This window comes from Chryseobacterium rhizosphaerae, assembly GCF_003385455.1.
Classification (GTDB): Bacteria; Bacteroidota; Bacteroidia; order Flavobacteriales; family Weeksellaceae; genus Chryseobacterium; species Chryseobacterium rhizosphaerae.
The window spans coordinates 184,349-198,863 of sequence record NZ_QNUF01000003.1; the positions used below are offsets into that span (position 1 = coordinate 184,349).

Annotated in this window: 12 protein-coding genes; 11 read left to right on the forward strand and 1 reads right to left on the reverse strand. The window is 37.9% G+C overall.

The features are described from left to right. Nucleotides 1-25: 25 nt before the first annotated feature. The 11 genes from mraY (at nt 26) to DRF57_RS03860 (ending at nt 14,027) form a co-directional block, all read left to right on the forward strand. Nucleotides 26-1,267, forward strand: coding sequence for a phospho-N-acetylmuramoyl-pentapeptide-transferase (mraY, locus tag DRF57_RS03810; protein ID WP_047489752.1), 1,242 nt, complete (start codon nt 26-28; stop codon nt 1,265-1,267). An 86-nt stretch (nt 1,268-1,353) separates the two neighbouring features. Further along, nucleotides 1,354-2,691 carry a UDP-N-acetylmuramoyl-L-alanine--D-glutamate ligase gene (gene murD, locus DRF57_RS03815; protein WP_047489756.1) on the forward strand — a complete coding sequence of 446 codons (1,338 nt, stop codon included), beginning with the start codon at nt 1,354-1,356 and terminating at the stop codon, nt 2,689-2,691. Nucleotides 2,692-2,713: 22 nt separating this feature from the next. Next, entirely contained in the window at nt 2,714-3,952 is a 1,239-nt protein-coding gene (locus tag DRF57_RS03820; RefSeq protein ID WP_084087150.1) for an FtsW/RodA/SpoVE family cell cycle protein, read from the forward strand. A 55-nt stretch (nt 3,953-4,007) separates the two neighbouring features. Next, nucleotides 4,008-5,105: an undecaprenyldiphospho-muramoylpentapeptide beta-N-acetylglucosaminyltransferase gene (gene murG / locus DRF57_RS03825; protein ID WP_047489759.1), complete on the forward strand. Its 1,098-nt coding sequence runs from the start codon at nt 4,008-4,010 to the stop codon at nt 5,103-5,105. A gap of 50 nt (nt 5,106-5,155) precedes the next feature. Then, nucleotides 5,156-6,526, forward strand: coding sequence for a UDP-N-acetylmuramate--L-alanine ligase (gene murC / locus DRF57_RS03830; protein WP_047489761.1), 1,371 nt, complete (start codon nt 5,156-5,158; stop codon nt 6,524-6,526). Between the two features lie 84 nt (nt 6,527-6,610). Continuing rightward, nucleotides 6,611-7,582: a cell division protein FtsQ/DivIB gene (locus DRF57_RS03835; protein ID WP_115916991.1), complete on the forward strand. Its 972-nt coding sequence runs from the start codon at nt 6,611-6,613 to the stop codon at nt 7,580-7,582. An 81-nt stretch (nt 7,583-7,663) separates the two neighbouring features. Then, entirely contained in the window at nt 7,664-9,049 is a 1,386-nt protein-coding gene (gene ftsA / locus DRF57_RS03840) for a cell division protein FtsA (protein ID WP_084087146.1), read from the forward strand. A 78-nt stretch (nt 9,050-9,127) separates the two neighbouring features. Next, nucleotides 9,128-11,026, forward strand: a complete 1,899-nt coding sequence (gene ftsZ, locus DRF57_RS03845) for a cell division protein FtsZ (protein WP_084087144.1) — start codon at nt 9,128-9,130, stop codon at nt 11,024-11,026. A 73-nt stretch (nt 11,027-11,099) separates the two neighbouring features. Beyond that, nucleotides 11,100-11,546, forward strand: coding sequence for a GatB/YqeY domain-containing protein (locus DRF57_RS03850; protein ID WP_084086924.1), 447 nt, complete (start codon nt 11,100-11,102; stop codon nt 11,544-11,546). Nucleotides 11,547-11,995: 449 nt separating this feature from the next. Continuing rightward, the gene (locus tag DRF57_RS03855) at nt 11,996-12,406 is read left to right on the forward strand and encodes a BrxA/BrxB family bacilliredoxin (RefSeq protein ID WP_047489771.1); all 411 of its coding nucleotides are present in this window, start codon (nt 11,996-11,998) and stop codon (nt 12,404-12,406) included. 106 nt (nt 12,407-12,512) lie between these two features. Further along, nucleotides 12,513-14,027 carry a GH3 auxin-responsive promoter family protein gene (locus tag DRF57_RS03860; RefSeq protein ID WP_084086923.1) on the forward strand — a complete coding sequence of 505 codons (1,515 nt, stop codon included), beginning with the start codon at nt 12,513-12,515 and terminating at the stop codon, nt 14,025-14,027. A 56-nt stretch (nt 14,028-14,083) separates the two neighbouring features. On the opposite strand, the gene DRF57_RS03865 is transcribed toward DRF57_RS03860, so the two are convergent. Next, nucleotides 14,084-14,497 (reverse strand): hypothetical protein, encoded by a 414-nt coding sequence (locus DRF57_RS03865; RefSeq protein ID WP_084086922.1) that lies wholly within the window; start codon nt 14,495-14,497, stop codon nt 14,084-14,086. Nucleotides 14,498-14,515 lie beyond the last annotated feature (18 nt).

A 14,515-nucleotide genomic window follows, 5' to 3' on the forward strand; every position in this document is an offset into this window, starting at 1 on the left:
GAATTTATTTAAATAAAAAAGAAACATGCTATACTATCTATACGAATATTTAACCAACCATGGAATCCATGTTCCGGGATTAGGAATGTTGAAATACATCTCCTTCCGTGCCGGAATGGCTGTACTTTTGTCTCTTATCATTGCTCTTGTTTATGGAAAAAGGGTTATCAACTACCTGAGAACAAAACAGATGGGAGAACTGGTACGTGACCTTGGATTAGATGGCCAGAAACAAAAAGAGGGAACTCCTACAATGGGAGGTCTTATCATCATTTTGGCAACCATTATTCCGGTATTACTGTTTACGAGAATTACCAATGTTTATATTGTTCTGTTATTGGTTTCAATGTTCTGGATGGGAGCCATTGGTTTCCTGGATGATTATTTAAAGAAGATCAAGAAAAATAAAGATGGACTGAGTGGTAAATTCAAAATCGTAGGCCAGGTTGGATTAGGATTAATTGTGGGTGTTACCATGTATTTTCACCCTGACATTACCGTTAAAAGAAAATACGCTGATGCAAAGGTGGTCAACAGAAACAATGTAGAGCAAAACTTTATGCCTACTGAAAAAATTACTGTTTCCACCGTACCTTTTGCAAAAAACAACGAGTTCGATTACAGCGGAATTTTGTTTTGGATGAATGATAAAGATGCCCACGAATGGGCATGGGTTGTCTTTATACCTATCGTTATTTTCATTGTAACAGCCGTTTCAAACGGAGCCAACATCACCGATGGAATAGATGGCCTCGCAGCAGGAACAAGTGTCGTCATACTCCTCACGCTGGCACTCTTTGCCTACCTTTCCGGGAACATCATCTTTGCAGACTATCTCAATATCATGTTCCTCCCGAATATGGGGGAAACCACCATTTTTGCCGTCGCTATGGTAGGAGCGGTTATCGGATTTTTCTGGTACAATACTTACCCTGCACAGGTCTTTATGGGAGATACCGGAAGCTTAATGCTGGGCGGAGTTATTGCCGTTTTAGCTATTATTTTAAGAAAAGAATTACTGATTCCTGTGTTATGCGGAATCTTCTTAATTGAAAACCTGTCTGTTATGCTTCAGGTAGTCGTTTTCAAGTACAGAAAGAAAAAATACGGGCTGGAATATGCCCAAAACAATAGATTATTCAAAATGTCACCGTTACACCACCACTATCAGAAAGATGGCTTCCACGAAAGTAAAATCGTGAACAGAATGATCATCATCGGTGTAATACTGGCTATTGTGTGTCTGATCACCTTAAAAATGAGATAAATATTGTTAAGCGTAGAAAGTATTAATCTTAAAAAACCAGATTACGTTAATACATTTTTACATTTTACATCTTACAAAAAAAGAATATGAAAATAGTTGTTTTAGGAGGAGGAGAAAGCGGATGCGGAGCTGCATATTTGGCTAAAAAGAAAGGTTTGGAAGTATTTCTTTCAGACAAAGGAGTCATTAAAGATAATTACAAGCAGTTTCTTACCGAAAATGAAATTGAATTTGAAGAAGGAACGCACGATGAAGAAAGAATTCTCAATGCAGACTGGATCGTAAAAAGCCCGGGAATTCCTAAAAAGGCTGAGATTATCTATAAAATTCATGAGAAAGGAATAAGACTTTCTTCTGAAATTGAATTTGCTTCTGAATTTACAGATGCAAAAATCATTGCTATTACCGGAAGCAACGGAAAAACAACAACAACCTCTCTGATCTACTATATCCTGAAAAATGACGGATTAAACGTAGGACTGGGAGGAAATATCGGGTACAGTTTTGCAAAACAGGTAGCCGATGAAAATTATGAATATTATGTACTGGAAGTAAGCTCTTTCCAGTTGGATGATATCCAGAACTTCAGACCTTATATTTCTTTATTGCTCAACTTATCCCAGGATCACCTGGATCAGTATAACTACAATTATGAAGAATATGCATTAGCAAAATTCAGAATTGCTGAAAATCAGGAAAATGACAATTTCTTCATCTATAACAAGGATGATGAAATGAGCAAAAACCTTCTTGAAAAGCTTGAAATAAAAGCCAAAATGATTCCTTTCTCAACAAAGGAAAAATTATCTGAAGGGGGTTTCATCAATGATGACAGCATTGTCGTAAAAGTAAAAGATGATTTCTCAATGAAAATTGAAGAATTATCGCTGATGGGAAACCATAATGTTGCCAACAGCTTAGCAGCATCAATAGCTGGTAAAATACTGGAAATCAACAATGAAAGCATAAGAAACTCATTAATGACATTCCAGGCAGTAGAACACAGACTGGAGTTTGTTTCTGAAATTGATGGCGTTAAATACATCAATGACAGTAAAGCGACCAACGTTAATGCTACATATTACGCTTTGGAAAGTATGAAAACCCCAACCGTATGGATTGTAGGGGGATTAGATAAAGGAAATGACTATACCGAAATTGAGGATTTAGTTAAGAAAAAAGTAAAAGCAATTGTTTGCTTAGGAATTGACAATAAGAAGATTATAGATTTCTTTAAAGATAAAAAAGAATTTATTTATGATACTTCAAGCATGGAAAAAGCAGTGGAAATATCAAAATCACTGGCGAAAAAAGGCGATACCGTCCTATTATCTCCATGCTGTGCAAGCTTTGATTTATTCAAAAGCTATGAAGACAGAGGAAACCAGTTTAAAGAGCAGGTATTAAAAGCCAATGGCCATTAGCCAAAAGCCAATAGCATTAAATATGGACGAACAGAACACAGAAAGCAGATTTGAATTTCTAAAGGGCGATAAAGTACTTTGGATGGTCATTCTTGTGATCTCCATTTTCTCTATTTTCCCGGTATACTCTGCTAGTTCAAACCTGGAATACATCGTTAATAACGGGACCACTACCGGTCACGTTATCAAACATATGTTCTTTGTAGTCTTAGGATTAGGAATCATGAGATTGGTAGGAACCGTAAAATATGAATACATCGGAAAGCTCAGCAGTATTTTACTCGGTCTGATGATCGTTTTATTGGTGGTTACCATGTTTACCGGTCAGACCATTGACGGGGCCAGCGCCTCAAGATGGCTGAAAATCCCCGGAACACCCATCTCATTCCAGCCATCATCATTTGCCTTTTTAATGCTGATTATCTATTTGTGCCGGTATTTAACAAAAAAAATAACAAGAGAAAGACTTCCGATAGAAAATATCATGTATATTTTCGGGCCTATTCTTCTTGTTTTTGTACTTGTTGCGAAAGATAACGGATCTACAGCATTAATGATCTTAATGGTTTCTGTCGTTGTTTTGGTCATCGGACAGCTTCACTGGAAGTATATTGCAGGCTTTATTTCAGCTTCGTTTATTGCTATAGTGCTGTTTCTGTTGATTGCTTTAAACACCAATATGATTGGAGGAAACCGTGTTCACACATGGATGAGCCGTGTAGAAACCTTTACTTCAAGCAAGGCAAAATCTGCAGATACCGATGATGAAAGTGTAAAAGCAAAAAATTATCAGGTAATGCAGGCAAAGGCAGCCATCGTACACGGTGGAATTACCGGAATGGGACCTGGAAAAAGCGCATTAAAGCAAATGCTTCCTCAGTCTGCTTCCGATTTTATCTTTGCCGTCATTGTAGAAGAATATGGTGTCATCGGGGCCGCTTTCCTCATCAGCCTTTATCTCATCATGATGATAAGGATTGTAATGATAGCCAGCAAGATGCCGGCCTTCTTCGGATCGTTGCTGGTCCTCAGTCTCGGGGTAATGATTTTTATACAGCTCGCCGTAAATATTGCCGTAGCAGTGAATCTGATCCCGGTAACAGGACAGCCTCTGCCACTAATAAGCTACGGAGGAACGTCAATGCTCGTTACCTATTTGCAGTTAGGAATTATCCTCAATATAAGCTCGAGAATACAGATTTATGATGAAGAAGGAATGGGCAAAAAACAAAGCATAGCAGAAATAAACGATATCGCATAAACCAAGAGTCCCAAAGGGATTATTTAATAAAAAATCGGACGAAGTCCTATTCAATATGAACAAAAAATTAAAAATAGTATTATCAGGCGGAGGAACAGGAGGACATATCTTCCCGGCTATCGCTATTGCTGATGAAATCAAAAAAAGATTTCCTGATGCAGAATTTTTGTTCATTGGAGCCAACGGAAAAATGGAAATGGAAAAGGTTCCTCAGGCTGGCTACAAAATAGAAGGAATTGATATCGCCGGAATCGACAGAGGAAACCTGTTATCCAATTTGGGACTGCCTTTCAAAATTCTGAAAAGCTTATCCAGATCCAAGAAAATCATCAAAGCCTTTGCTCCTGATTTTGCAGTGGGAACCGGAGGTTTTGCTAGCGGCCCTGCCCTTTATGAAGCGAGTAAAATGGGAATTCCCATCTTCATACAGGAACAGAATGCCCATGCAGGAGTGACCAATAAGATTTTAAGTAAGAAAGCCAAAGCTGTCTTTACAGCCTATCCAAAAGTAGAAGGTTTTCCGGCAGAAAAAATAAAATTTCTGGGTAATCCGATCCGCTCGGCTATTATTTCAGGAATGCAGGAAACAGCTCAGGCAAAAGAGAAAATGGGATTGAATCCGGACAAACTTACCATTCTGTCTGTAGGAGGTTCTTTAGGATCCAGAACATTAAATAATGCCTGGAAGTCTCATTTAAATGAAATCGTAAACAAAGATTATCAGCTGGTCTGGCAGACAGGTAAGCTTGATTATAAAGATATTATAGAGGAAACAAAAGACGTTGATACCAGAAATATTCAGATCCTTGAATTCATCAAAGACATGGAGCTGGCCTATTCTGCAGCAGACATTATTGTTTCCAGAGCCGGAGCGATCGCCATATCAGAACTGGCGGTAGCACAAAAACCGGTACTGTTGGTTCCTTTCCCTTTTGCAGCGGAAGACCATCAAACCAAAAATGCCATGAATCTGGTTGAAAAAAATGCGGCCAGAATGGTAAAAGACTCTGAAATGCAGGAAAAATTCTGGAATGTTTTATCAGAGATCTGCGAAAATGAAAGTGTAAGAAAAGAAATGTCCGACAATCTGAAATATTTTGCCAAGCCTAATGCCGCAAAAGAGATTGTAGATGAAATATTTAATAAACTGTAAAAAGTAGGAAAAGTACATTATAGTTTGTACCTGCTACATTAAGACAAAAAATGAAGAAATTAGAAACATATCAAAACTTTTACTTCGTTGGAATCGGAGGTATTGGAATGAGTGCATTAGCCCGTTATTTCCATGCATCCGGTAAAAAGGTATGGGGATATGATAAAACCAATACCAAACTTACTCAAAACCTGATGAATGAAGGCATTGATATTGTTTTTGAAGACCTTATTGATGAAAGGATAACTTCCCTTCACAAAGAAGACACGTTGGTCATCTATACTCCGGCTATTAAGACGCTTGGGATTCTGGATTATTTCAACCAAAATCAGTTTGAAGTATTGAAACGGGCTAAAGTTTTGGGATTGATTACAGAAAATACAGATTGTATCGCAGTAGCAGGGACACACGGAAAGACGACAACGTCTACCCTTGTGGCGCATTTGTGCAAAGAGGCAGATCTGCCTTTCTCATGCTTTTTGGGAGGTATTTCTGAAAATTTCAAGTCCAACTTCCTGTACAATGGTTCCACTTATTCTGTGGTAGAAGCTGATGAATACGACAGAAGCTTCCTGAACCTGTCTCCGGACTGGGCCGTAGTAACGTCCACCGATGCTGACCATTTGGATATTTATGGTGATAAAAGCCATATTGAAGAAGGCTTCAGACAGTTTGCAGCATTGGTTCCCGAAGATAAAAAACTCTTTGTAAGAAAAGGGATAGAAATAGGCAGAGGACATCAGACTTATGCTGTAAATGAACCTGCTGATTATTATTCGGACAACCTGCGTATGGATCATGATAAAATCTATTTTGATTTTCATACCCCAACGGAAACAGTAAAAGATTTTGTCTGGGAAATCCCGGGAATCCATAATGTGGAAAATGCTACCGTAGCATTGGCTATTCTTCACAATTTGGGCGCAGATTTTGATACGCTGAAAAAGGCTATCGCTAATTTTAAGGGAATTAAAAGAAGATATACCAAACATTTTTATCAAAACGGCAAAATTTATATTGATGATTATGCCCACCACCCTACAGAAACAAATGCTGTAATAAGCTCTATCAGAACATTTTACCCTGATAAAAAGCTATTGGTTGTCTTCCAGCCGCACCTGTTCAGCAGAACAAGAGATTTTGCAGACGGATTTGCGGAAAGCCTGAGCCAGGCAGATGAATTGATTTTGCTGGATATTTATCCCGCAAGAGAACTTCAGGAAAACTTTGAAGGTGTCACGTCAAGCTGGCTGCTGGAAAAAGTACATTTAGAGAATAAAGAAGTATCGGCTTTATCCGCTGCTTTTGAAAAAATAAAAGAAAAGGATTTTGATATCCTTCTTACAGTGGGGGCAGGAAATATTGATACCCTGTATGACCCTATCTGTGAGTGGTTAAACTCTGTACAAAGTACGATGTAAAAAGTACAGGTATAGAATTATTGATAAAGAGATTAGTAAATAAAATACGTAAGTACATTGTACTTTTTACACTGTACAGGAAATATGAAAAATAAATACAGAATATTAAAAATTGTTGTCACCGTAATCATCCTTGGGTTGTTACTGAGTTTCTCATTGAAGAGATTCGGTAATCAACAGATTAGTGACAATAAAATTTCTGTAAAAATGAGCGAAAGAACTCCGGTTTACTTTGTTGATGAAAAAGATATCCGGGAGATTGTAAAAAAAGAAAATCCATCGGGAAAAGTAGGTGAACTCAATATTCCTTCACTGGAAAAAAAGATCAATGCTCTGCCCGCTGTTGACAGCGCCAATGTATATCTGAACTTAAATGGTAAGCTTAACCTGGATATCAAGCAGAGGGTTCCTGTCTTCAGGCTAAATAAAGATGGAAAAGACTTTTATGTAGATGAAAAAGGGATAGAGTTTCCTATTTCAAAAACCTATTCTCACCCCTGCATGCTGGTAACCGGTAATATTCAGCCGGATGAATATGAAAAACTGGCAGAGCTGGTTGAAAAAATTGATAAAGATGATTTCAGTAAAAAGTATTTTATTGGAATTTCAAAATATAAAGACAGCTATAATCTCCTGACAAGCGAAGGAAATTATAGAGTGGAAATCGGAGATTTAGATAATATAGATTTTAAAGTAAGAGGATTTAAAACGTTTGTGGAAAAATACCTGGTCTATCAGGACCCTCAAAAATACAGTATGATTTCTGTAAAATACCAGAACCAGATTGTGACCACTTTAAATCCTTATTTTAAAGAAAACGACAGTCTTCTGAAAGCAGGAAAACTTGAACTGGCAAAAGCGCCGTCGCTAACAGCTATCGCTAAGAAAACGGACGCTAAACCCAAAATAGCTGAACCAAAAAAAACGAACTCATCAAAACCAAAGGAAAACACAAAACCCAAAACACAGGCAAAAGAAAAGACAAAAACAGTAAAAAGAACACAGGCTCCGGTACAGTCCAAGCCTAAGCCCAAATCAAAGGTGAAAATAGAATAAAAGTCCTCAAAGGACATTTTAACACAAAATAGGAGATATCCTATAATGGAAAAAAGTAGAAAAAATCAAATCGATATAAAAATGGAAAATCAAGAGTATTCAGTAGGTCTGGACATCGGAACAACAAAGATTGTTGCGATTGTCGGAAGACGGAATGCACATGGGAAAATAGAAGTTCTCGGTGTAGGAAAAGCTAAAAGTCTTGGTGTTCATAAAGGAATTGTGAATAATATTTCACAAACCATTAATTCAATCAAGGCTGCAGTATCCGAAGCACAATCCAGTGCAGGAGTTCCTATCCGTAAAGTAACGGTAGGTATTGCAGGAAAACACATACGTTCTCTGCAGCACTCAGATTATATTATGCGTGAACATCCGGATAAATTTATTACAGATGATGACATTGAAGCATTAAAAGATCAGGTCAAGAAACTGGTAATGCTTCCTGGAGAAGAAATAATCCATGTACTTCCTCAAGAATATAAAGTGGATTCCGAAGGTGAAATTCAGGAGCCTGTCGGAATGCACGGAAAACGTTTAGAAGCTAACTTCCATGTTGTAGTAGGACAGATGGGAAGCATCCGAAATATTGCAAGATGCGTCCGTGAAGCCGGGCTGGAAATGGAAGCTCTTACTTTGGAGCCATTAGCATCGTCAGAAGCTGTTCTTACCAAAGAAGAAAAAGAAGCTGGTGTAGCTATCGTTGACATTGGTGGTGGTACTACCGATATTGCTATTTTTAAAGATAATATTATTCGTCATACGTGTGTGATTCCATATGGAGGTGGAATTATTACAGAAGATATCAAAGAAGGCTGCTCAATTATCGAGAAACATGCAGAACAACTGAAAGTAAAATTTGGTTCGGCTGTTCCCGAATTGGAAAAAGACAGTACTTTTGTAACAATTCCCGGACTTCACGGAAGACCGGATAAAGAAATTTCTTTAAAAACCTTAGCACAGATTATCAATGCGAGGGTAGAAGAAGTTTTGGAAATGGTAAACACAGAGCTGAAGGCTTACGGTGCTTTTGAACAAAAGAAAAAGCTGATTGCCGGAATTGTTCTTACAGGTGGGGGTTCAAATTTGAAACACCTTCGTCAGCTGGCCAATTATACCACAGGTTTCGACAGTAGAATCGGTTTTGCGAATGAATATATTGCGAACGATAAAAATCAGTATCTGAAAGGCCCTGAATTTGCTACTTCTATCGGGTTATTGATGGAGAGTTTAAAGATCAGAGACAAAAAACAGACGGCTGATGAAATGGAAGAAGTTGCCCATGAACAGCCTCAGGCTGAAAAAACGGCTCCACAGGCAGAAACTGTTCAACAGGTTCAGCCTCAGGCAGCCATCGTTCAGGAGCAACCTGTAGCCAACGAACAGAGAGAAAACAGAAGAGCAAAACTGACTTTTGGGCAGTCGCTTATGGAAAAAGTAAAAAAATTCTTTGAAGAAGTAGAATAAGTTATCAATGATAGATGATCAATGATAAATGATTTATCAGCCATCACTCATCATTCATCAATTGTAAAAAAAATAGTTATGGAAAATATAGGTACACAAGGATTTTCATTTGATTTACCAAAAGGAAATTCATCGATCATAAAAGTAATCGGTGTAGGTGGCGGAGGAAACAACGCCCTGAAACACATGTACGAAAAAGGGATTCACGGAGTAGACTTCGTGGTCTGTAATACGGATGCTCAAACTCTAGATAATAACCCTGTTGCCAATAAAGTTCAGTTAGGAACTACCATTACAGAAGGTCTTGGAGCTGGTGCCGACCCCGAAGTGGGAGAAAAATCTGCAATAGAAAGTATTGAAGATATTAAGGCGGCTATGGGACAGAACACTAAAATGGTGTTTATTACTGCCGGAATGGGTGGTGGTACAGGTACCGGAGCGGCTCCTGTCATAGCTAAAGTAGCAAAAGACATGGGGATTCTTACAGTGGGTATCGTTACTGTTCCTTTTAGCTTTGAAGGAAAAAGAAGATTGGATCAGGCCGAAAACGGTCTTGACAAATTAAAGAATAATGTTGACTCATTAATTGTGATCAACAATGATAAACTAAGACAGCAGTTCGGAAACCTTGGATTCAAACAGGGATTCTCAAAAGCGGATGAAGTTTTAGCCAATGCTGCAAAAGGAATGGCGGAAGTTATTACCGGTTATTTCGATGTAAACATTGACTTTAGAGATGCTAAATCTGTGCTTCAGAACTCCGGTACGGCGCTGATGTCTACAGGTACGGCTTCAGGTGAAAATAAAGCTGAAGAAGCAGTAAGAAAAGCTCTTGATTCTCCGTTATTAAATGACAATAAGATTACAGGTGCTAAAAATGTATTATTGCTGATCAGAAGTGGTGCAGAAGAAGTAACCATGGATGAAATCGGTATCATTATGGACCACATCCAGAAAGAAGCCGGAAATACGGCTGATATCATCTTTGGAGTGGGTGCTGATGAAGAATTAGGAGATGCTGTAAGTGTTCTTGTAATCGCTACAGGGTTTTCTAATGACAACAAAAAATTTGCAGGCCCTACAGAAAAGATCAGAATCAGTCTGAATGATAATTATGATGCTCCAAAGTCTTCTCCTTTCAAAACCAGAGAAGAAAGAGAAACGGCTCCTGAGGCATCACATGATTTTAGCAGAAAAAATCTTTTTAGATTAGATGACGAAGACCACGATACTCCACAGTTCGGGGCTACATCTATCGAAAAAAAAATGATTATTGAAGAAGAGGAGATTAAAACGGAAATAAAATTCGCTGACAGACAAGAAGATACTCTGAACACTCCTGAGCAAAACTGGAGAAATGAAGAAGAAAATGACCAGGACGGTTTCAGCTTATTTTCAATTGATGAAGAGAATGAAGATCCTAACGATTTGGAGATCCAGTCTTTCTCTTTTGATTTTGAAAATAAAAAAGAGGAACCTCAGTCTGGAAGTACGTTTAACAATTCTTTCTCTGAGGAAAAACCTGTAGAATTCAATTTCTTTGTCAATGAATCCAGCAGAAACGAGCCAAAGACAGACTTTGGACAGCCTAAAGCGGAGTTTAATGCTCCTACCAGTGCTGTAGCTGAACCTGCACAAAAGATCGAAACCTTCTTCCAGAAACAGGAAGAAATAAAGGCGGAAACAAAGACAGAAATTGAAACTCCAAAATCTGAAGAATCAGAATTCACTTTCGTCAATAAAGCTGTGGATCAGGAAAGAATTTTTGAAAGAAGAAATAAATTAAAAGAATTCAATTCCCGTTACCAAAGTTTTGACAGCACAAGTGAATTTGAGTCTATTCCTGCTTTCAAGAGAAAAAATATTTCAATTGACGGAACGAATGCATCAGACCAGAACATCAACACCTATCTGTCTGATAACAACGGGTCTATGCAAATCAAGGAAAACAGGTTTTTAAATAAAGACGTAGATTAATGCTAATGGCAACTGGCTGCTAGCCATATCCAAAAGCTAATAGCCAATTGCCAAAAGCCAAAAGCATATCAACATGAGTTTAGAAAATATAATTAGCGAAGCTATAAAAACAGCTATGAGAGAAAAAGACAGAGTTGCTTTAGACTCTCTCCGTGCTGTAAAATCTCAAATTCTTCTTCTGAAAACGGAAGCCAGAGGGGCTGAAGTTTCTGCAGAACAGGAAATTGCGATCCTTCAGAGAATGATCAAACAGCGTAAAGATTCTTTTGAACAGTTTACTGCTCAGGGCAGACAAGATCTGGCAGAAGTAGAAGATGCACAGATGAAAGTCATTGAGAAATTTTTACCAAAACAACTTTCTCCTGAAGAATTAGAAACAGAAATTAAAACTATTATTTCTGAAACCGGAGCCGAATCTATTAAGGATTTAGGAAAGGTAATGGGAGCTGCTTCAAAAGCATTAGCCGGAAAATCTGACGGAAAAAGTATTTCCGAGATGGTTAAAAAGCTTCTTTCATAACAGAATTCCGGGTACGGATTTTGGGTATATCCCGGAGTCTGGCAAGTGAATTCTCACAACTATAGGATATTCAACCTTTGCATATCGATTTGATTAAAGAATCCCGGAACTCTACAGTCCCGGGATTCATTTTTTGGATATTAAAAGTTTATTATTCAGCTCAATTTAAACTGAAAAAAAGAAGATTTAACTGCGATTTATACCGAGTTAAATAAATTCTTAGCCTGAGGGAAAGCCGTAATTGTTTTTTTCATGGTCGTTTGTTTTTTCAGAATCATTTCAAATTTAATAAAAATATTTTATTATTCCTATTTTAAATTCATATTTTTTCAAATATTGTTGAAATATTAATATTACATTAATTTTATATGACTAATCCAGCGATAGTTATTATATATTGATCAAACGTAAAGAATTGTTTAACTTTGTAGCGATAAAAAACAAAATATATGTATCCAACAGATTTAGTAATGCCTATGAAGGCTGAACTTACAGATAAAGGTTTCCAGGATTTAACTTCTCCTTCTCAGGTAGAAGAAGCGTTAAAGCAGTCAGGAACTACATTATTAGTAATCAATTCAGTATGTGGATGTGCTGCAGGAGCAGCAAGACCTGGTGTAGTATATTCTTTAACAGGAGATAAAAAGCCAGACCACTTAACAACTGTTTTTGCAGGATTTGATACTGAAGCTGTAGTAGAAGCAAGAAAACACCTTGCTCCATTCCCACCAAGCTCTCCTTGTGTTGCTCTTTTTAAAGATGGAGAATTAGTTCATATGCTGGAAAGACACCACATTGAAGGGAACCCTGCAGGGGCTATTGCCGCTAACCTTCAGGCTGCTTATGATGAGTATTGCTAAGAAACCAATAAGCTAAAAAGCAAACCGTTACACATTTTGTAACGGTTTTTTTATTTAACATCATAAAAAATTCTCTAAAAAATCAAATATTATTATATTTGTTGGAATGGCAACCAAGGCACTTTTCAATACTGTAGTTAACTGGTTTATCCGTCAAAGGATAGATCAGATACAAAATTTTATGGATCATCCCATTGAGACCCAGAAGGGCATATTGTTCTCTCAGCTGTTTCATGCAGAAGATACAGAATATGGTAAACTACATGGATTCAATTCCATTTCGAGTTATCAGGACTTTAAAAATAAGGTTCCGATTGTCACCTACGAAGACTTTGAACCTTATATTGAAAGAGCAAGACAGGGATATAAAGACGTAAGCTGGCCAGGCCTTATTAAACATTTTGCCAAGTCCTCAGGAACCACCAACGCCAAGAGTAAATTTATTCCTATTTCAGCAGAAAGTCTTGAGTACTGCCACATGAAAGCAGGAAAAGACATGGTCTCTATTTACGCAAACAATCATCCTGAAAATCAGCTTTTCACCAATAAGAATCTCCGTTTGGGGGGAAGCTCCGAGCTCTATGCAGATTTTAATACCAAGTTTGGAGATCTCTCTGCCATTCTTATTGATAATCTTCCTTTTTGGGTTGAAATCACAACGACTCCCAGTAAGAAAGTTTCTCTGATGTCTGAGTGGGAAAGTAAATTAAAAGCCATTACTTCGGAAGTGAAGAATGAAGATGTAGGAAGCATCCTTGGAGTACCCAGCTGGATGATGGTTCTCCTGCAGAGGGTATTGAAGGAAACAGAGGTTGGCAGCATCTCAGAGCTGTGGCCTAATTTAGAGGTGTTTTTTCACGGTGGAATAAGTTTTAAGCCCTATCGGGAGCAATACCGCAATATCATCGGAAAAAACATCAATTACTACGAAATATACAATGCTTCGGAAGGCTTCTTTGGTATCCAGGACAGATCAGACAGCGATGAAATGCTTCTTATGCTTGATTATGGCATTTTTTACGAGTTTATTCCAATGGACCAGTTCCATTTTTCCAATCCGAAAGTGGTGAACCTTGAAGATGTTGAAATTGGTAAAAACTACGCCATGGTGATTACAACCAATGGTGGATTATGGAGGTATTTGATTGGTGATACGGTAGTCTTCACCTCGATTAATCCTTTCAGAATAAAAATAACGGGAAGAACAAAACATTATATCAATGCATTCGGTGAAGAACTGATGATTACGAATGTAGAATCTGCCCTCTCCAGAGCATGCGAAGCTACTGGCGCTCAGGTTACAGACTTTACCGGAGCCCCTGTTTTCATGAAAGAGAATGAAAGCGGAGCCCATGAATGGATCTTTGAGTTCAGCCATCACCCCAATAACCTGGATCAGTTTATAGATGCTTTTGATCAACATCTTAAAACCATCAATTCGGATTACGAAGCTAAAAGATATAACAATATAACACTGAAAAGACCGGTGGTTCACATTGCCAAGCACAACTTATTCTATCATTGGCTGGAATCTAAAGGAAAGCTTGGAGGTCAGAATAAAGTACCAAGACTGAGCAATGACAGAGAATATATAGATCCGTTACTGGAACTGAATAAGTAGAATTTTTTCAGAACGGGACACAACATAAAAAAAACCGCAGTGAACTGCGGTTTTTTTTATTTACTTAAATCTTCTTTTACTTTTTTGGCAGCGTCTTCTACTTTTGAAGCTCCTTTTTTGGCGGCCTCTTTAGCATCTTTTCCTGCTTCCTGTACTCCACTTTTAATATCCTTTCCTACCTTGTTAAGGTCCTGTTTGGTTTTATCAGCTGTGGCATCAATCTTATCTTTCGCTTTCTGGGCAGCGTTATCAATCTTATTTCCGGCCTCATCTACCTTTGTTTTAATGTCTTCTTTTGTTTTGTTGACTTTTGAACTATCAACAATGTCAGAAGGTGTTTCTGTAGTGGTAGTTGTGGTGGTGGTCATTGATCCGTCAGAATTTTCTACCTGTTCCGTTTTTGTCGTCGATTTTGTGCAAGCCATGGCGAATACTGAGATCACCAATGCTGCTAAGATGTTTTTTTTCATATTGTATACTTTAAATGA